We start from the raw sequence: 18,292 nt of genomic DNA on the forward strand, positions 1-18,292 counted from the left end.
ATGACGCCCGCACTGGCAGGGCTCCCCGCCCTCCGGACGGACCGGGACGGCCCGTATACTGGCCGCCTTGTTCAAGGAGTGACGTCATGGCTAGCCGCAGTCGGTTCGGGCAGTGGAGCTGGAAGGGAATCGCAGGCCTGGCGCTGGTCGTCGGCCTGGCCATCGGCGTCGGGGGCTGCAAACGCAACGACAGTGGCCAGCTGCCAGCCCCGTCCGGCGCACCGATCGCGGCCAAGGCCGAGGCCATCACCGAGTTCACCCTGGTCCGGGCCTACCCCGATCAGAAAAGTGACGGCCTGTCGCTGGCGCTGGAGTTCTCGCGCCCGCTGGTCGGCACCCAGGATTTCGATGCGCTGGTCCGCTTCGCCGAGAAGGTCGGCACCGAGGACAGCAGCTGGTCGCTGTCCGATGACGGCAAGACCCTGCGCTATCCGTTCGTGGAAGCGGCCAAGGAATACTCGCTGATCGTCTCCCCCGATCTGCTCGCCGCCGATGGCAGCCGGATCGGCAAGGAGCTGCGCCAGAAGGTCTTCACCGGCGAGCTCAAGCCGGTGGCCGGGTTTGCTTCACAGGGCAGCGTGCTGCCGGCCAAGGACAGCCGCGGCCTGCCGGTGGTCTCGGTCAACGTGCCGGAAGTGGACGTGGAGTTCCTGCGCGTGCGCGAGAAGGAACTGCCGAACTTCTTCAGCCAGTACCAGCGCGGCGGCCGCCGCGGCAGCTGGGAGCTGGACAGCGACTACGGTGACAAGACGCCGATGTCGCAGCTGGCCGAGCCGGTCTACGTCAACCGCTTCGTGATCGGCGGCAAGCAGAACGAGCGCGTGCTCACCTACCTGCCGACCCAGGACATCAAGGAGCTGCAGCAGCCGGGCCTGTACTTCGCGGTGATGAAGCGCAGCGGTTCGTTCGAAGGTGAGTACGACACCGCCTTCTTCACCGTCAGCGACATCGGCCTGCATACGCGCGCCTACAAGGACAAACTGTTCGTGCACACCGCCTCGCTGCAGAGCGGAGCGTCGCTGAAGAAAATCGAGCTGCGCATCCTGGATGGAAAAGGCGAGGTGGTGCTCAAAGGCGCAACCGACGGCAATGGCAATGCGCTGCTCAATTACACGTTGGATGCCAGCCACGTGCTGATCGCCAGCAGTGGCGGTGACACCTCGATGCTGCCGTTCAACCAGCCCGCGCTGGACCTGAGCGAGTTCGCCGTGGCCGGGCGCGACAACGCCTGGTTCGACGTGTTCACCTGGTCGGGCCGCGATCTGTACCGCCCGGGCGAGACCGTGCGCATCTCCGCCCTCCTGCGCGACAACGACGGCAAGCCGGTGAAGCCACAGCCGGTGTTCCTGCGCCTGAAGCAGCCCGACGGCAAGACCTTCCGCGAGACCCGCCTGACCCCGGGCGAGCAGGGCTATTTCAGCTTCGAACAGCTGATCCCGGCCGAAGCGCCAACTGGGCGTTGGCAGGTGGAGTTCCGCACCAACCCGGCCAGCAAGGAAGCGATCCAGGGCATGACCCTGCGCATCGAGGAATTCCTGCCCGAGCGCATGAAGCTGGACCTGGACAGCGCCCAGAAGACGCTCAAGCCGGGCGAGCCGCTCAAACTGCAGGCCGATGCCGCGTATCTGTACGGTGCACCGGCTGACGGCAACCGCTTCACCGCACGGTTGGCCGTGGCGGCCGAACAGTCGCCGGTCGAGTCGCTGCCGGGCTATTTCTTCGGCGACCCGACCACCGCGCTGCCGCGCGAGGCGCGTGACGTCATCGATACCGAGTTCCCGGCCGACGGCAAGCTGCGCCAGGACGTGGAGCTGCCGGCCGAGGTGAAGCCGACCGCGCCGATCGCCGTCGTACTGTCCGGCAGCGTGTATGAAACCGGTGGCCGCACGGTGACCCGCACCCTGAAGCGGGTGATGTGGCCAGCAGCCGCCCTGGTCGGTGTGCGCCCGCTGTTCGATCCCAAGGACGGCGCCGACGCCAACAGCACGGCGCGCTTCGAGCTGATGCGCGTGGACGCGGCGGGCAAGCCGCAGCCGGCCAAGGGCCTGAAGGTCACGCTGGTGCGCGAGCTGCGCGACTATCACTGGACCTTCAACGACAACCGCTGGGATTACGACTTCACCCGTCGCTTCGAGAACAAGGACACCCGTACCGTCGACGCCGGCAGTGCCGCGGTCGGTGTTGATTTCCCGGTGGAGTGGGGCGAGTACCGGCTGGACGTGTTCGACCCGGCCACCGGGCTGACCAGCCGCTATCCGTTCAACGCCGGCTGGAGCTGGAACGACGACAACCGCGGCCTGGATGCGCGCCCGGACAAGGTCAAGCTGGCCCTGGACAAGACCGGCTACAAGGCCGGCGATACCGTGCGCGTCACCGTGACCCCGCCGCATGCCGGCAAGGGCGTGCTGATGGTCGAGAGCGACAAGATGCTCTACGTCCAGGATATCGACGCCAAGCCGGGCAGCACCTACGACATTCCGGTCACGGCCGAGTGGGAACGCCACGACGTCTACATCACCGCACTGGTGTTCCGTGGCGGCAGTGCCCCGAGCAAGATCACCCCGGCCCGTGCGGTCGGCGTGGTGCATGTGCCGATGGACCGCAAGGCACGCCAGATCGCGGTCGGCCTGGTCGCACCCAAGCAGATGCGTCCGGAGCAGACGCTGCCGGTCACCGTGAGTGCCCCGCAGCTGGCCGGCAAGGTCGCGCATGTGACCGTCTCGGCGGTGGATGTGGGCATCCTCAACATCACCCGCTTCCCGGTGCCCGATGCCGCCGCGCACTTCTTCGCGCAGCGCCGCTTGGGTGTGGATGCCTATGACATCTACAGCCGCGTGATCGAAAGCTTCGACGGCAGCAGCGGCAAGTTGAAGTTCGGCGGCGACATGGCGCTGGCGGCGATGCCGCAGGCCAAGCGCCCGACCGCGCGCGTGCAGACAGTGGACCTGTTCTCCGGCCCGGTGAAGCTCGATGCCAAGGGCATCGCCCGGGTCGCGCTGAAGGTGCCGGACTTCAACGGCACCCTGCGTGTGTCGGCGCTGGTGTATGCCGATGACCAGTATGGCAAGCGTGACGTGGAGACCGTGGTGCGCGCGCCGATCCTGGCCGAGGCGAGCATGCCGCGCGTGATGGCGCCCGGCGATACCAGCACCGTGACCCTGGACGTGCAGAACTTCACCGGCACGCCGGGCGAGTTCAAGGTGCAGGTGGATGGCATCGGGCCGCTCACCCTGGGCGAGTCCAGCCGCACGCTCAAGCTCAACGCCGACGCCAAGAGCACGCTGAGCTTCCCGCTGACCGCGCGCGAGGGCTACACGGTAGCCAAGGTGCGCGTACGCGTGGATGGCAACGGCTTCAAGGTCGATCGCCGCTATGACCTGCCGGTGCGCGCGGCGTGGCCGCAGGTACTGCGCGCACAGACCCGCACGCTGGATCCGCTGGCCGCGGTCACGATGGAAGCCGGGCTGGCCGATGGCCTGATGAACGACTCGGTGACCGCGCGCATGCTGGTCAGCGCGCTGCCGCCGATTCCGTTCGCCAGTGCCTTGAACGGCGCGCTCAATTATCCGTATGGCTGCGCCGAGCAGACCACCAGCAAGGGCTACGCCGCGCTGATGCTGGATGAGGCGACCTCGGCCATGCTCGGAGCGGACGGGCTGGATGCCAAGACCCGCCGCGAGCGCATGGAAGGTGCGTTCGGCCGCCTGGCCTCGATGCAGGTCGCCAACGGCAACTTCTCGATGTGGGGCGACGACGGCTACATCAACCCCTGGCTGACCCCGTACATCGCCGAGTTCCTGCTCGATGCCAAGGAGGCCGGCTTCGCCGTGCCGGACAACGTGCTGCAGAAGGCACTGAACCGGCTGAGCGAAGACCTGCTCTCCGGTGGCAACCAGTTCTATGGCGAGGATCGCCGCGAGAACCTGAGGTTCGCCAACCAGGCCTATTCGGGCTACGTGCTGGCCCGGGTCAACCGTGCGCCGCTGGGGACACTGCGCGCGCTGTATGACAACGAGCGCAGCAAATCACTGACCGGCCTGTCGCTGGTGCACCTGGGCATCGCGCTGTCGCTGCAGGGCGATCACAAGCGCGGCGATGCGGCCATTGCCGCCGGCTTTGCCAAGCGCGCGGACGACCGTCCGGCCTACTTCGGCGATTACGGCAGCGCGGTGCGCGATGACGCGCTGATGATCGCACTGCTGCACGAGCGCAAGCTGTCCAAGCCGGCCTACGATGCACGTGCGGTCGATCTCGGCCGCGCGCTGGACGCCCGCCGCAACAGTGGCTGGATGTGGCTGAGCACCCAGGAGCAGGTGGCGCTGGCGCGCATGGGCAAGGCGCTGTCGGCCAACCAGAAGAAGCTGGTATCCGGTGAGCTGGTGGTCGGTGGCGAAAGCGAGAGCATCTCGGCGCGCCGCATGTTCGGCCGCAGCTTCGACTACGCCGCGCTGGCCAAGGGCGTGCGCTTCACCCCGCAGGGGGAGCCGCCGATGTTCGCCAGCCTGGAAGTGGCCGGCATTCCGCGCAACCCGCCGGAACCGGACAGCCGCACGCTGGGCGTGGAGCGCAGCTGGTACACCACCGACGGCAAGCCGTGGACGCCGCGTCCGCTGAAGGAAGGCGAGGCCCTGATCGTGCGGGTCAGTGTCACCCCGAATGTGGACATGCCCGATGCACTGCTGACCGATCTGCTGCCGGCCGGGTTGGAGATCGAGAACTTCAACCTGGGCGATGCCAAGCAGTGGGCCGATGTGGCGGTCGATGGGTTGAGCGTCAACGACCGCGGCGATGCGGCCAACATCAAGCACGAAGAGTTCCGCGACGATCGCTATGTGGCCGCGCTGAAACTCTCCCGTGGCAGCACCGCCAAGGTGTTCTACCTGGTACGTGCGGTCACGCCGGGCACCTACCGCGTGCCGCCACCGCTGGTGGAGGACATGTACCGTCCGGACCTGCGCGGCGTAGGGCGCAGCCTCCCGGCATCGCTGACCGTGGTGCAGCCCTGATCGCAGGGCGGGCCGTCCGCCTGACGGCCCGCCTGCCTCGTTGCTGACCTGACATGACGTCTCTTATTTCCAAGCGGTGGTGGGCGTCGGCGCTACGCAGCGTGCTGCCGTACCTGCGTTGGGGTACGGCTGCGGTGCTCACGCTGCTGCTGGTGCTGGATCTCGCGTTTCCGCCACCGCTGCCCAGGCAGCGTGACACCAGCACCCTGGTGGTCGCGCGCGATGGCACCCCGTTGCGCGCGTTCGCCGATGCCGACGGCGTGTGGCGCTACCCGGCCTCGGCCGACAGTGTGTCGCCGCTGTATCTGCAGGCACTGCTGAACTACGAAGACCGCTGGTTCTGGCGGCATCCGGGTATCAATCCGTGGGGGCTGCTGCGGGCCGGCAAGCAATGGCTGTTCGAGCAGCGGATCGTCTCCGGTGGTTCAACCCTGACCATGCAGGTCGCGCGTATTCTCGATCCGCATACGCGCACGCCCTGGGGAAAGGCCAAGCAGCTGCTGCGCGCGGTGCAGCTGGAACTGCACCTGAGCAAGACTCAGATCCTGGCGCTGTACCTGGAGCGTGCGCCCTACGGTGGCACCATCGAAGGCGTGGAAGCGGCGAGCTGGGCCTATCTGGGCAAACCGGCCTCGCAGCTCTCGCACGCCGAGGCGGCGTTGCTGGCGGTGCTGCCGCAGTCACCCAGCCGGTTGCGCCCGGACCGCCACCCGGAAGCGGCCCAACGCGCGCGCGACAAGGTGCTCGAACGCATGGTGTCCCTCGGTGTGTGGTCACGCGAGGAGGTCGACGACGCCCGCATCGAACCGGTGGTCACCCGCGCCCTGCAGCCGCCGCTGCATGCCGCACTGCTCGCCCAGCGCCTGCGTTCGGCACAGCCACGGGCCGCGCGGATCGAGAGCACGCTGGATATCGGCCTGCAGCGCACGCTGGAGGAACGGGTGTCCTCGTACTTTTCGCAACTGCCCGAGCGCACCTCGGCGGCGCTGCTGGTGGTGGACAACCGCACGCTGGAAGCCCGCGCGTACGTCGGCTCGGTGGCCTTCGGTGACAAGCAGCGGCTGGGCCATGTGGATATGGTCCAGGCGTGGCGCTCGCCGGGCTCCACGCTCAAGCCGTTCCTGTACGGCATGGCGCTGGACGATGGCCTGATCCATTCCGAAAGCCTGATGGTGGATGCGCCGCAGAGTTTTGGCGGCTATCGCCCCGGCAACTTCGATGCGGCCTTCAACGGGCCGGTCAGTGCCGCCACGGCCCTGCGCTTGTCGCTCAACGTGCCCGCGGTGGACCTGCTCGACCGGGTCGGCTCGGCCCGTTTCGCCGCACGCCTGTCGCATGCCGGCATCAACCTGCGGTTTCCCCACGGCAGTGCGCCGAACCTGTCGCTGATCCTCGGCGGCACCGGTGCGCGGCTGGAGGATCTGGTCGGTACTTTCGCCGCGTTCAACCGCAACGGCATCGCCGGGCGGGTGCGTTACACCGCCGGGGATGCGGTGATCGAGCGGCGCCTGATGTCGCCCGGCGCGGCGTGGATCACGCGGGAGGTGCTCGAGTCCAATCCACGCCCGGGCTACGGCACCGGTACCTTTGATGTCACCGGCCGCCCGCGCGTGGCCTGGAAGACCGGCACCAGCTACGGCTACCGCGATGCCTGGGCGATCGGCACCACGCGGCATTACACGGTGGGCGTCTGGGTCGGGCGACCGGATGGCACGCCGCTGCCCGGCCAGTACGGTGCGGTGACCGCCCTGCCGTTGATGTTTGAAGTGGTCGACAGTCTGCCGCGCCAGGCCGGCGATGCGAGCGCGGCACCGATGTCGGCGAGCGTGGCGCAGACCGACATCTGCTGGCCCACCGGTGGGCTCGCCGAACAGACTGCAGCGACACTATGCCAACGGCGGATGCCGGCCTTCGTGCTGGATGGCGTGGTGCCGCCGACCTTTGCCGAGCGCGAGGCGCGGCTGTGGCAACCGGGTCTGCAGCGGTTCCAGGTGGATGCGCGCACCGGGCTGCGGCTGTCGCCCGAGTGCAGTCGGCCGCACGAAGCAGAGCAGCGCGAGATCGCGCGCTGGCCGGCGCTGTTGTCACCGTGGCTGCCGCAGGCCCAGCGCCAGGCCTCGCAGTTGCCGGCCCTGTCGCCGGATTGCAGCGACGATGGGCGTGAAAGCGGTGGCACCCTGCACATCGAAGGGTTGAACGACCGCGCCACCCTCGCACGCGCACCGAATGCCGAACACGGTGTGCGCCTGCAACTGCGGGCGCTGGGCAATGAGACCACGGTCGATTGGTTGCTGGACGACCGCTGGATCGCCCGCACCGAAGGCGCGCGACTGTTCCAGCGTGATTTCGACGAGGTGGGCGAGCACACGCTGACCGCATTGGCCGCCGACGGTGCCTGGACGCAGGTGCGGTTCCGTATCCTGCGCTGACGTCGCGCCGCGAAGACGCCGGTAGTGCCGGCCGCTGGCCGGCATTGCACCCTGACCGGTAGTGCCGGCCGCTGGCCGGCATTGCAGTGCGTTCGAATCCTGTGCGGAGCCGGCCAGCGGCCGGCACTACACGTCTGTTCGGGTCCTGCGCGGAGCCGGTACGTGGCCGGGGTTACTCCCCGATCCAGCCGTCGAGCAGATCGGCGAATTCGTCGGCGTGTTCCTCTTCCTGGGCGAGGATCTCTTCGAGGATGCGCTTGGTCGTGGTGTCCTTGTCGCCCACGAAGTTGATCATCTCGCGGTAGCTATCGATCGCGATGCGTTCGGCGATCAGGTTCTCACGGACCATGTCGCGCAGGTCGCTGCCTTCCTTGTACTCGGCGTGCGAGCGCGCGGTAAGCGTATCCGGGTTGAGGTCCGGTTCGCCGCCGAGCTGCACGATGCGTTCGGCCAGCTTGCCGGCGTGCGCCTGTTCCTGCTGTGCATGCTCCAGGAACTCGGCTTTGATCGAGTCGGCGAGCATGCCCTTGGCCATGAAGTAATGGCGGTAGTAGCGCAGCACGCACACGTATTCGGTGGCGAGCGCATCGTTGAGCAGCTTGATCACCGCCTCGCGGTCGGCGCTGTAACTGTCGGTGATCGCGCCGTCTTCGATATCCTTGCGGGCCTTGGCGCGCAGGGTCGCGGTGTCGCTGATGCCCGGCGGACGGGCGTTGTCGGGAGCGGCGTTGTGTTGCTTGTTGGCTGGCTTGGACATGGCTGGCCGGTTTCCTTTGTTGCGTGGGTCTAGCGGGGGAGATGCTCCAGCACGTACTGCGCTGAAGACACCTCGAATTTTCCGGGTTCCTCGATGAAGGTTTCGCGCACGACACCGTCTTCCACATACAGCGCGAAGCGACGCGAGCGCGTGCCCATGCCCGAACTGCTGGCATCCATTTCCAGGCCCAGCGCCCGGGTGAATTCACCGTTGCCGTCGGACAGCATCTGCAGCCCCTCGGGGACCTGTTGGCTCTCGCCCCAGGCCTTCATGACAAACGGGTCGTTGACCGCCATGCAGAACACCTCGATGCCGCGGTGGCGGAATTCGGGGAACTGCTCGATGAAGCCGGGCAGGTGCCGGGCCGAACAGGTCGGGGTGAATGCGCCGGGCACGCCGAACAGCACCGCCTTGCGCGAATCGAACAGGGCATGGGTATCGATGGTCTCCATGCCCTCGCGGATGCGCTTGAGGGTGACTTCGGGGATGCGGTCGCCAACGTGGATGGTCATGCGGACTCCTTGGACACAGGCAGGGTAGTGAGGGGCATGGGATGGCCATGTCAACATGTTGAAAACCGGCCGTGCAGACCCATCTTCAGCGGGAAAGGCGGGCCACGGGGGCAGCGTAGCCGCCCGGGATGTCCGCCGCATTGCGCAGGATCATTCGCCCCCGGCGTCACGGTGGGCCGACCCGCAGCAGCTAGAATTGCGCGGACGGCGCCCGCCCACGCGGGTGGCCGAACTTAGTCGAGGTGTTTGGATGGAATTCAAGGATTACTACGCCACGCTCGGGGTGGAACCCACCGCGGGCGATGCTGAGATCAAGACCGCTTACCGCCGCCTGGCGCGCAAGTACCACCCGGATGTGAGCAAGGAAGCCGGGGCCGAGGACAAATTCAAGGCGGTCAACGAGGCGTATGAGGCGCTGCGCGATCCGCAGAAGCGCGCGGCCTATGACCAGCTCAAGGCGCAGGGCTACCGGCCCGGCGAGGAGTTCCATACCCCGCCGAACTACGGCGGTGGGCAGGGCTATGATTTCGAGGAGGTGTTCGGGGGCGGCGCCGGTGGCGGCGGCTTCAGCGATTTCTTCGAAAGTCTGTTCGCGCGCCAGCGCGGCGGTGGCGGCGGGCGTGCCAGCGGTTTCGGCGGTGCCAGCCAGGGCCCGCAGCCGACCCGCGACACCCGCGCCAAGCTGTCGGTCCCGCTGGAGGCCGCCTACCAGGGCGACAGCCTGCGCATCAACGTCAACGGCAAGCAGCTGGATGTGCGCGTGCCCAAGGGCATCCGCCCGGGCCAGGTGATCCGCCTGACCGGGCAGGGCACCGGTGGCGGCAACCTGCTGCTGGAAGTGGAGTACGCCGAGCACCCGCAGTTCGAGGTGGATGGCCGCAACATCCTGTACACCCTGCAGGTGACCCCGTGGCAGGCGGCGCTGGGCACCAGCATCAGCGTGCCGACTCTGGGCGGTGCGGTGGACCTGAAGGTGCCGGCCGAGTCCGATGCCGGGCGCAAGCTGCGCCTGCGTGGCCGTGGCCTGCCGGGCAACCCGGATGGCGATCAGATCGTGGAGCTGGAAATCATCGCACCGGCGCCCACCGATGAGGCGCAGAAGAAGGCCTACAAGGCGCTGGCCAAGGCCTTCGGCGAGAAGGTGTGAGGCATCGGCATCACGCCGTCGGCGGTTCCTGGTGGCTGAAAACGCGCTCCAGCACCTCCGACAGCTCGTCTTCGGAGAACGGCTTGGTGATGTAGGCCTTCGCCCCCTGCCGCATGCCCCACATGCGGTCGGTGTCCTGGTCCTTGGTGGTCACCAGGATCACCGGAATGTGCCTGGTCGAGGCGTCGCGGGCCAGCGTCCGGGTCGCCTGGAAACCGTTGAGGTTGGGCATCACCACGTCCATCAGCACCAGATCGGGCAGCTCGGCCTTGGCCGCTTCCACCCCGGCCGCGCCGTCGGTGGCGGTCAGGATCTGGTGCCCGAGTTTCTCGACGATCCGCTGTATCCCCAACAGCTGCGACGGTGAATCGTCGACGATCAGAATGCGTGCCATGGTGTTCCCCGTGTGATGCCCGCAGTGTAGTGCGGGCATCGCGCCGTCGTGAAGCGCCGGGCGTGCCGTCCGTCGCCCGGCTGCCACGCTCAGTCGATTCGTACCACCGTGCGGCCGTGGTTGCCGCCCGCAAGCAGGGTATCGAACGCCGCCGGCAGGCCATCCAGCCCGATTTCGCCCGTACAGATCGCGTCCAGATGCGCCGGCTTCCACGCACCACCCAGCTTCTCCCAGACCGCTTCGCGCAGCTCGCGCGGTGCACTGGAGGAGGACACCCCGATCAGCGACACGCCGCGGATGATGAAAGGCATCACCGTCATCTCCAGCTCCGCGCTGGCGGCCAGGCCGGCACCGACCACGGACCCGTAAGGCACGGTCTGGGCCAGCAGGCTGGTCAGCATCGCGCCACCCGCGTTGTCCAGCCCACCGCCGAAGCGCGCCGACTCCATCGGGCGGGTGGTTGCCAGCACCTCACGCGGCAGGACCTCGCGCGCACCCAGGCCACGCAGGTAGTCGGCCTGGTCGGGCTTGCCACTGATCGCATGCACCTCGAAGCCCGCGCGGGTAAAGATGTCCACGGCCAGCGAGCCGACCCCGCCGGTGGCCCCCGTGACGGCCAGCGGCCCGTGGGCAGGGGTCTGCCGGTTGTCCAGCATCCGCACCAGGGCCAGTGCGGCGGTGAAGCCGGCCGTGCCCAGGATCATCGCCTCGCGCGGGGTCAGTCCCGTCGGTTGCCGGATCACTGCGCTGGCGGCCAGGCGCACATAGGGGCTGTAGCCGCCATCGCGGGTCTCGCTCAGCCCGCAGCCGGTAGCGAGCACCGCATCACCCTCGCGGTAGGCCGGATCGGTCGAGGCGACCACCGTGCCTGCCACGTCGATGCCGCCGACCAGCGGGAAACGCCGCAGGATCCTGCCCTTGCCGGTGCCAGCCAATGCATCTTTATAGTTGACCGAGGACCAGTGCGCGCGGATCACCACCTCGCCCGGGTTGAGCTGCGCCAGCCCGATCGGTTCCAGCCCGGCGTGGTAGCCGGTATCGTCCTGGTGGATGCGGAAGGCGTTGAACCGGTCGGGAATTGCCATGAAGATGCCTGACGGGGGGAAACCACTACCTTACCCGCTGCGGTTATGAATCGTTCCCGGAGATGCGTGACCCCTTCCAATCCTGTCGATCTGCCCCATCTAGTAGAATCGACAACGTTTTAACGGTTGACGGTGCGGGAGTGGCCCGCAGGCAACCTTACCTTGATGGAGCGTGCATGGCCTGGAATACACCCGGCGGCAACAAGGGCGGACAAGGCCCCGACGAGAATCGACGTGGGCCGTTCGGTCCTCGCGGTGGCGGCAATGGCGGCGGTTGGGGCGGTTTGCCCGGTCCGTTGAAAGACCTGTTCGATGGCGGCATCCTGCGGTGGGTCGCGGTGGCTGCAGTGTTGCTGCTGCTGTTCTCCAGCTTCCAGCTGATCGGCGAGCAGCAACGCGGTGTGGTCCTGCGCTTCGGCCAGTTCCATCGCATCCTGCAGCCTGGCCCCAACTTCAAGCTGCCCTGGCCGCTGGAATCGGTCACCAAGGTCAATGCCACCGAGATCAAGACGTTCAGCAGCCAGGTGCCGGTCCTGACCCGCGACGAGAACATCGTCAACGTCTCGCTCAACGTCCAGTACCGCATCGATGATCCGCGCCTGTACCTGTTCGGCTCGGTCGATGCCGACCAGGTGCTGGAGCAGACCGCGCAGAGCGCGGTGCGTGAGCAGGTGGGTCGTGCCGACCTCAACAACGTGCTCAACAACCGTGGCCCGCTGGCCGTGGCCGCCGAAGAGCGCCTGCAGGCCTCGCTCGGCATCTACCGCACCGGTCTGTCGGTGACCGGCCTGACCCTGCCCGATGCCCGCCCGCCCGAGGAGGTCAAGCCGGCCTTTGACGAGGTCAACGGTGCCCAGCAGGTCAAGGAGCGTCTGATCAACGAAGCCCAGGCTTATGCGGCCAAGGTGGTCCCGGAAGCGCGCGGCCAGGCCTCGCGGGCCCGGACCACCGCTGAAGGCTACAAGCAGGCCGTGGTTGCCAAGGCCGAGGGTGATGCCGAGCGCTTCAGCCTGCTGCAGGCCCAGTACAAGGACGCCCCGGACGTCACCCGCAAGCGCCTGTGGCTGGAAACGGTGCAGACGGTGCTCTCGGAGAACCGCAAGATCATCGGCGGCGATGGCCGCCAGCTGATCTACGTGCCGATGCCGGGCGACACCCGCACCAGCACCAACGCCGCTCCGGCGGTGACCCCGGAAGTCATGCTGCCGTCGCTGCCTGCCAGCACGGCCGTGGATGGCGTTCGCAATCCGGAGCGTCCGACGACGCGCCCGACCGGTCGTGAGGAGGGCAGCCGATGAGAAGTTCACTGTGGATTGGTCTGGCCGTAGCGGTCCTGCTCGGCCTGCTGGGTTCGGTCTACGTGGTCCGTGAGGACCAGACCGCGATGGTGCTGAACCTGGGCAAGGTGGTCCGTGCGGACATCAAGCCGGGCCTGCACTTCAAGGTGCCGCTGGTGGAGACGGTGCGCGTGTTCGATCGCCGCTTCCAGGTGCTCGATACCGCCCCGGCGCGTTACTTCACCGCCGAGCAGAAGGACGTCAGCGTCGACTTCTTCGCCATCGGTTACATCTCCGACGTGCGCGCGTACTTCCGTGCGACCGGCGGCGATGCCCGCGTGGCCAACGCCCGTCTGGCCCCGATCATCACCGACTCGCTGCGCAACCAGATCAACTCGCGTTCGTTGCAGCAGCTGGTCTCCGGGGATCGCAGCGAACTGATCGCCAACCAGCTGACCGGCATCAACGAGTCGGTCAAGGCGCTCGGCATGCAGATCATCGACCTGCGCATCAAGCAGATCGACCTGCCGACCGACAGCCAGGTGATCAACGATGTGTACGAGCGCATGCGCGCCCAGCGCAAGCAGGAAGCAGCCAAGCTGCGCGCCGAGGGTGAAGAGCAGTCGCTGACCATCCGTGCCCAGGCCGACCGCGAGAGCACCGTGATCGTGGCCGAAGCCGAGCGCGACGCCCAGCAGCTGCGCGGTGCCGGCGATGCCGATGCCGCCCGCATCTACGGCAAGGCCGGCTCGGCCGACCCGTCGTTCTACGCCTTCTACCGCAGCCTGGAGGCCTACCGTGGATCCATGACCGACGGCAACGGCGTGATCGTGCTCGACAAGAACGACCCGTTCCTGCAGTACCTCAAGAGCGATCGCTGAGGCCGCAGGCGGTAGTCATCCACGGGGACCCGGTGCAGACCGGGTCCCCGTTTTGTTTGTGGAGATGTCATGAAAGATCTGTTCTCGGCGCTGTGCCTGGTCGCCGTGCTGGAAGGCCTGTTCCTGTTCGCCGCCCCGTTGGCCTGGAAGCGCATGGCCGAGCAGCTGTTGATGCTGCGCAGCAGCGCCCTGCGTGCGTGGGGCGGGGTGATCCTGCTGGCCGGCCTGACCACGCTCTGGTGGATCCGTCACGCATAGCGTCGGGCGTTGCCCGGCCCCTGACCCGGTAATGCCGGCCACTGGCCGGCTCCGCTCTGCCCCGCCTCTGACCGGGTAGTGCCGGCCGCTGGCCGGCTCCCAGCCATGGTCGGGAGCCGGCCAGCGGCCGGCACTACCCGATGGGCCCGTCCTGACCGGTTGCCAACACGGGCCGCCAGCAGGGTGGCACCTGCCCAGGGAAACCCGGATAATGCAAAAAAGCCGGACGGGCCTCCCCGTTCGGCTTTTTCCGTGTCTGGGCCTTCCATCGCCGGCCGCTCCCCGTTTGGAGCCGCCATCACCGCGCTGGCCAGCCCTGCCACGGTTTACCCGTCCGCGGCCCCGATGGCCGCAACATATGAGGAGCCCGTCATGGGTCAGTCTGTCGTAGTGCTTGGTGCCCAGTGGGGCGATGAAGGCAAGGGCAAGATCGTCGATCTGCTCACCGAGGAAATCGGTGCCGTAGTGCGTTTCCAGGGCGGCCACAACGCCGGCCACACCCTTGTCATCAATGGCAAGAAGACCGTGCTGCACCTGATCCCGTCGGGCATCCTGCGCGAAGACGCGCTGTGCCTGATCGGCAACGGCGTGGTGATCTCGCCGGCCGCGTTGCAGAAGGAAATCGCCGAGCTGGAAACCTCCGGCGTGGAAGTGCGTTCGCGCCTGAAGATCTCCCCGGCCGCGCCGCTGATCATGCCGTACCACATCGCCCTGGACCAGGCGCGCGAACGCGCTGCCGGCGGCAAGGCGATCGGCACCACCGGCCGTGGCATCGGCCCGGCGTATGAAGACAAGGTGGCGCGTCGCGGCATCCGCATCGCCGACCTGCATTACCCGGCCCAGCTGGAAGAACTCCTGCGCACCGCGCTGGATTACCACAACTTCGTGCTGACCAAGTACCTCAATACCGACGCGGTCGACTTCCAGAAGACCTACGACGAAGCACTGGCCTTCGGCGAATACGTCGAGCCGATGAAGTCCGACGTCGCCGGCATCCTGCACGACCTGCGCAAGCAGGGTAAGCGCGTGCTGTTCGAAGGCGCCCAGGGCGCACTGCTGGACATCGACCACGGCACCTACCCGTACGTCACCAGCTCCAACACCACCGTGGGTGGTGCACTGGCCGGTGCCGGCGTCGGCGCCGATGCGATCGACTACGTGCTGGGCATCGCCAAGGCCTACGCGACCCGCGTCGGCGGTGGCCCGTTCCCGACCGAGCTGGACGATGAAGTCGGCCAGGGCATCCGCGACCGCGGTGCCGAATACGGCGCTTCGACCGGCCGCCCGCGTCGCTGCGGCTGGATGGACATCGTCGCGCTCAAGCGCGCCGTGGCCATCAACGGCATCAGCGGCCTGTGCATCACCAAGCTGGACGTGCTCGACGGCATGGAGAAGCTGAAGGTCTGCATCGCCTACGAATACCGTGGCAAGCGTACCGAGTACGCGCCGCTGGACGCGCAGGGCTGGGAAGAATGCACGCCGGTGTACCTGGAGTTCCCGGGCTGGACCGAGAACACCCACGGCATCACCAACTGGGATGACCTGCCGCCGGCCGCCCGCGCTTACCTGCGCGCGCTGGAAGAGCTGGCCGGTTGCCCGGTCAGCATCGTCTCGACCGGCCCGGACCGCGACCACACCATGGTCCTGCAGGACCCGTTCGCCTGATCAGGCGCGGGCGTGCCGGGCATGCCCGGTAGTGCCTGAAGGTGCAGGAAAAGCCCCGCGAAAGCGGGGCTTTTTCGTGGCGGGGGCGCCTCAGCGCTGGCCGATGCCCATCCGCACTTCGGACAACTCCAGGTTGCCGTCCTGGTTCGCATCCAGCTGTTGGAAACGCATCTCCGAGGAGCGGCGCATCTCTTCGGCACTCAGTTCACCGTCACCATTCTGGTCGGCGATGCGTAGCCACTCGGTAGCGGAGAACTCACCGTCGCGTTGCGGTCCCAGTACCGCCTGTACTTCATCGACGCTCACGCGGTAGTTGTGATCCGCATCGACCAGACGGAAGAACGCGTCACCGTCATACTCATCACGGCTGACCTTGCCATCGCCATTGCGATCCAGCATCGCGAAGCGGTCCGATGCGGTGGCAGGCAGGTCCTGCGCCGCGGCAGCACCTGCTGCGAGTACGCCAGACAACGCGAGCAGGGCGATACGGGGCGCGGACATCGTCACGGTCTTCTCCAGAACGGGCAGGGCGTGCCGTCAGGGCCCAGTGTCCGCCGCGTGGATGACCACGACAACGGCAATTTCCCGCATTCGCGCCAGTAGTTTTACTGAGTGCGCCCGGGCAGCTGACCGCAACGTTCGCGCCCGCGCCATCGACACCATGGCATGCTGTGCAGCCACTCAACGAGACACCGGGGCGGCATGGAAACGGGAGATCAGGCGGGCATCGGCATGAGCAGCGCGAACCGCGCCCTGCATGCGGTGGTATCCGAGCTTGAAGCGCTGTTGCGCGGCGACGGCGAACGCCACTGGGCGGACTGGATGCGGCGCGTCATCACCCAGCTCGAGCAGGGCAATCCCGGCGCGCCGGAAAGCCTGCTGCGCGCCTACGGTGGCATGGGGTCTTTCAACGACCTCGCGCTTGGCCAGGATTACAGCAACGGCCACTTCCAGTGGAAGGCAGACGCTGGCGAGCTCAATGACCGCCTGGATGCGCTGCGCGGCCGTGCCTGGGAACTGGCGCGGGCGATCCGGGACGGTACCCCCGGCCCCCGTTGATCAGAGCGCCTGCTGACCTTTCAGCACCGGATAGGGGTTGATGGATTCGCCTTTCCACCACTGCTTTTCCGGGCCCAGTACGTGGATCTCGAAATGCAGGTGCGGCGCTTCGGGGCTGGCATTGCCGGTGCTGCCGACATAGCCGATCACCTCGCCACGCTTGATGGTCTTCTTCTCGGCCAGACCGTCGGCATAACGGTCCAGGTGCGCGTAGTAGTAGCAGTAGCGGCCGCTCGGCTCGAACTGGTACACGGTCAGCCCGCCCCGCACGCTGTCAAACAACTTTTCGACCGTCCCATCGGCAACCGCCAGCACCGGCGTGCCCTTTGGCGCAAGGATGTCGATCGCATCGTGCACGCGACCTTCGCTGCGTGCATCGGTGAAGGTGTCCTGCAGTTGCTCGGCACCGATGCCCTGCACCGGGAGCAGCAAGGCGCCGGCCGCGTTTGCCGGTGCCGGTGCGGCACCGCCCGCGTCAGGCGCGGGCGGTGTGGGCGTGGTCTGGATCGGTACCGGCGTCGGGGCCGGGGTGGCAGCAGGTGGCGGTGGCGCATCGAGTGCGGCGCGGGTGGAACTCGTGGCCGAGCCTATCTTGGCCGGCTCGGCGGCTCCCAGGCGGGCAGAGGGGCCAGGCCCCAGCAGCCAATACCCGACCACGCCGATGACCAGGCCCACCGCCAGCAGTCGCAGGATCTTCATCTGCTTACTCCTGCATCACGACCGGCACGGAGGCATCCACTGCGTCGGCCACCTGCAGCGCATCCCAGTTGGTCATGCGCACGCAGCCGTGCGATTCGGTCTTGCCGACGTGGCCGGGCTCCGGGGTGCCGTGCAGGCCGTAGTGCGGCTTGGAGATATCGATCCAGACCACGCCGACCGGGTTGTTCGGGCCGGGCGGCAGCACCGCTTTGCTGTCACCGGCCTTGGCGTCCCAGAACAGCTTGGGGTTGTAGTGGAAGGTCGGATCGCGCGAAATGCCCAGGATCTTCCACTTCCCGATCGGCAGCGGGTCATGCTTGCTGCCCGAGGAAACCGGGAACTGCGCATAGACCTTGCCGTCGGCATCGAACAGGCGCAGCGTCGAGTCGGATTTGTCGATCACCAGCTTGCTGGCCTTGGCCAACGGCGTGACGGAGATGTTCGGTACCTGGATCACACTGCCGGCCTTGCCCAGGTCCACGCCCGGGTTAAGGGTTTTGAGCAGTTCCGGCGAGGCATGGAAGCGTTCGCCCAGCGCCTCTTCCACCGAGCCGAAGCCGAGCGCTTTCAACTTGGCCTGTTCGGCCGGGCCCTTCGGCACGGGGTGGAACGGGCCGGCAACGTCCTCGGCGGTCAGCGTATAGCGCACCAAGGGCGGAGCGCTGTCCGGCTGCAGGGCCTTCCACGTCGCATCGTCCAGTTCGCCGGTGACCTTCAATCCTCGTGCAGCCTGGAAGCCGGAGACCGCGCGTTTCTGGTTCGAGCCGACTTCGCCATCGATCTGCCCCGGCGAGAAATGGGCACGATCCAGCAGCACCTGCGCGTGCAGATCAGAGCGGACGCCGGTCGCCACGGGTGTCTTGGCGGTGGCCGTGTCAGTGGGAGTGGGCGCGGGTGCCGTCTGTGCGACCGCCCAGCCGGAGGACGCTCCCAAGGCGAGCGCGAGCGCGGTGAGGCGGGCGATTCGGTGCAGGCGAAGGGACATCGGCAACTCCAGCGGGAACGTGTTTCCACCATGCCTGCCCGGTGTGCGCACTCGCCGTGAAAACCCTGACGCGCGGCTGAGTGGCGTACGGGAACCCGCCTACGGCGCGCCTAAGGTGAATCCATTCACAGCGTGATC

General features: G+C 67.3%; 15 protein-coding genes. 8 read left to right on the forward strand and 7 right to left on the reverse strand.

Translation table 11 applies throughout. The features are described 5' to 3' along the window. The first annotated feature begins 86 nt into the window (after positions 1–86). Positions 87–5,006, forward strand: coding sequence for an alpha-2-macroglobulin (locus POS15_RS02015; RefSeq protein WP_284128880.1), 4,920 nt, complete (start codon positions 87–89; stop codon positions 5,004–5,006). 53 nt (positions 5,007–5,059) lie between these two features. Then, positions 5,060–7,435 (forward strand): penicillin-binding protein 1C, encoded by a 2,376-nt coding sequence (gene pbpC / locus POS15_RS02020; protein ID WP_284128881.1) that lies wholly within the window; start codon positions 5,060–5,062, stop codon positions 7,433–7,435. A gap of 172 nt (positions 7,436–7,607) precedes the next feature. Here the strand turns inward: pbpC and POS15_RS02025 are convergent, their stop codons facing one another. Then, positions 7,608–8,192: a ferritin-like domain-containing protein gene (locus tag POS15_RS02025; RefSeq protein WP_019186085.1), complete on the reverse strand. Its 585-nt coding sequence runs from the start codon at positions 8,190–8,192 to the stop codon at positions 7,608–7,610. A 29-nt stretch (positions 8,193–8,221) separates the two neighbouring features. Next, the gene (locus POS15_RS02030) at positions 8,222–8,704 is read right to left on the reverse strand and encodes a peroxiredoxin (RefSeq protein WP_019186086.1); all 483 of its coding nucleotides are present in this window, start codon (positions 8,702–8,704) and stop codon (positions 8,222–8,224) included. A gap of 250 nt (positions 8,705–8,954) precedes the next feature. Here POS15_RS02030 and POS15_RS02035 point away from each other — a divergent pair, with 250 nt between their 5' ends. Beyond that, positions 8,955–9,851, forward strand: a complete 897-nt coding sequence (locus POS15_RS02035) for a DnaJ C-terminal domain-containing protein (protein ID WP_019186087.1) — start codon at positions 8,955–8,957, stop codon at positions 9,849–9,851. A gap of 10 nt (positions 9,852–9,861) precedes the next feature. On the opposite strand, the gene pilH is transcribed toward POS15_RS02035, so the two are convergent. Together pilH and POS15_RS02045 are read right to left on the reverse strand one after the other, a co-directional pair. After that, entirely contained in the window at positions 9,862–10,245 is a 384-nt protein-coding gene (gene pilH, locus POS15_RS02040; RefSeq protein WP_019186088.1) for a twitching motility response regulator PilH, read from the reverse strand. An 89-nt stretch (positions 10,246–10,334) separates the two neighbouring features. Continuing rightward, positions 10,335–11,330 carry a YhdH/YhfP family quinone oxidoreductase gene (locus tag POS15_RS02045; RefSeq protein WP_019186089.1) on the reverse strand — a complete coding sequence of 332 codons (996 nt, stop codon included), beginning with the start codon at positions 11,328–11,330 and terminating at the stop codon, positions 10,335–10,337. 176 nt (positions 11,331–11,506) lie between these two features. Between POS15_RS02045 and hflK the strand changes: the two genes are divergently transcribed. From hflK to POS15_RS02065, 4 genes are all read left to right on the forward strand, one after another. Next, entirely contained in the window at positions 11,507–12,628 is a 1,122-nt protein-coding gene (gene hflK / locus POS15_RS02050; RefSeq protein ID WP_284128882.1) for an FtsH protease activity modulator HflK, read from the forward strand. After that, positions 12,625–13,488, forward strand: a complete 864-nt coding sequence (locus POS15_RS02055) for a protease modulator HflC (protein ID WP_019186091.1) — start codon at positions 12,625–12,627, stop codon at positions 13,486–13,488. The genes hflK and POS15_RS02055 overlap by 4 nt, the downstream gene beginning before the upstream one ends. A gap of 69 nt (positions 13,489–13,557) precedes the next feature. Then, positions 13,558–13,746 carry a DUF2065 family protein gene (locus tag POS15_RS02060; protein ID WP_019186092.1) on the forward strand — a complete coding sequence of 63 codons (189 nt, stop codon included), beginning with the start codon at positions 13,558–13,560 and terminating at the stop codon, positions 13,744–13,746. 372 nt (positions 13,747–14,118) lie between these two features. Next, positions 14,119–15,411: an adenylosuccinate synthase gene (locus POS15_RS02065; protein ID WP_019183490.1), complete on the forward strand. Its 1,293-nt coding sequence runs from the start codon at positions 14,119–14,121 to the stop codon at positions 15,409–15,411. Positions 15,412–15,501: 90 nt separating this feature from the next. Here POS15_RS02065 and POS15_RS02070 read toward each other — a convergent pair whose 3' ends face one another. Then, positions 15,502–15,912 (reverse strand): hypothetical protein, encoded by a 411-nt coding sequence (locus tag POS15_RS02070; RefSeq protein WP_284128883.1) that lies wholly within the window; start codon positions 15,910–15,912, stop codon positions 15,502–15,504. Between the two features lie 231 nt (positions 15,913–16,143). On the opposite strand from POS15_RS02070, the gene POS15_RS02075 reads away from it, so the two are divergent. Then, positions 16,144–16,470 (forward strand): hypothetical protein, encoded by a 327-nt coding sequence (locus POS15_RS02075; protein WP_284128884.1) that lies wholly within the window; start codon positions 16,144–16,146, stop codon positions 16,468–16,470. Here POS15_RS02075 and POS15_RS02080 read toward each other — a convergent pair whose 3' ends face one another. After that, positions 16,471–17,169: a M23 family metallopeptidase gene (locus tag POS15_RS02080; RefSeq protein WP_284128885.1), complete on the reverse strand. Its 699-nt coding sequence runs from the start codon at positions 17,167–17,169 to the stop codon at positions 16,471–16,473. It lies immediately after the preceding gene. Between the two features lie 4 nt (positions 17,170–17,173). After that, a complete protein-coding gene (locus POS15_RS02085; RefSeq protein WP_037553222.1) occupies positions 17,174–18,154 on the reverse strand; it encodes a L,D-transpeptidase in 981 nt (326 codons plus the stop codon). Positions 18,155–18,292: the final 138 nt, after the last annotated feature.

Source organism: Stenotrophomonas sp. BIO128-Bstrain, from assembly GCF_030128875.1.
Lineage (GTDB): Bacteria > Pseudomonadota > Gammaproteobacteria > Xanthomonadales > Xanthomonadaceae > Stenotrophomonas > Stenotrophomonas bentonitica_A.

Bases quoted from the DNA above. Each gene is read 5' to 3' on its own strand.
- POS15_RS02055 (WP_019186091.1), top strand. From the start codon at position 12,625: ATGAGAAGTTCACTGTGGATTGGTCTGGCCGTAGCGGTCCTGCTCGGC.
- pilH (WP_019186088.1), bottom strand. From the start codon at position 10,245: ATGGCACGCATTCTGATCGTCGACGATTCACCGTCGCAGCTGTTGGGG.
- POS15_RS02070 (WP_284128883.1), bottom strand. From the start codon at position 15,912: ATGTCCGCGCCCCGTATCGCCCTGCTCGCGTTGTCTGGCGTACTCGCA.
- hflK (WP_284128882.1), top strand. From the start codon at position 11,507: ATGGCCTGGAATACACCCGGCGGCAACAAGGGCGGACAAGGCCCCGAC.
- POS15_RS02030 (WP_019186086.1), bottom strand. From the start codon at position 8,704: ATGACCATCCACGTTGGCGACCGCATCCCCGAAGTCACCCTCAAGCGC.
- POS15_RS02015 (WP_284128880.1), top strand. From the start codon at position 87: ATGGCTAGCCGCAGTCGGTTCGGGCAGTGGAGCTGGAAGGGAATCGCA.
- POS15_RS02065 (WP_019183490.1), top strand. From the start codon at position 14,119: ATGGGTCAGTCTGTCGTAGTGCTTGGTGCCCAGTGGGGCGATGAAGGC.
- POS15_RS02085 (WP_037553222.1), bottom strand. From the start codon at position 18,154: ATGTCCCTTCGCCTGCACCGAATCGCCCGCCTCACCGCGCTCGCGCTC.
- POS15_RS02075 (WP_284128884.1), top strand. From the start codon at position 16,144: ATGAGCAGCGCGAACCGCGCCCTGCATGCGGTGGTATCCGAGCTTGAA.
- POS15_RS02060 (WP_019186092.1), top strand. From the start codon at position 13,558: ATGAAAGATCTGTTCTCGGCGCTGTGCCTGGTCGCCGTGCTGGAAGGC.
- pbpC (WP_284128881.1), top strand. From the start codon at position 5,060: ATGACGTCTCTTATTTCCAAGCGGTGGTGGGCGTCGGCGCTACGCAGC.
- POS15_RS02080 (WP_284128885.1), bottom strand. From the start codon at position 17,169: ATGAAGATCCTGCGACTGCTGGCGGTGGGCCTGGTCATCGGCGTGGTC.
- POS15_RS02045 (WP_019186089.1), bottom strand. From the start codon at position 11,330: ATGGCAATTCCCGACCGGTTCAACGCCTTCCGCATCCACCAGGACGAT.
- POS15_RS02025 (WP_019186085.1), bottom strand. From the start codon at position 8,192: ATGTCCAAGCCAGCCAACAAGCAACACAACGCCGCTCCCGACAACGCC.
- POS15_RS02035 (WP_019186087.1), top strand. From the start codon at position 8,955: ATGGAATTCAAGGATTACTACGCCACGCTCGGGGTGGAACCCACCGCG.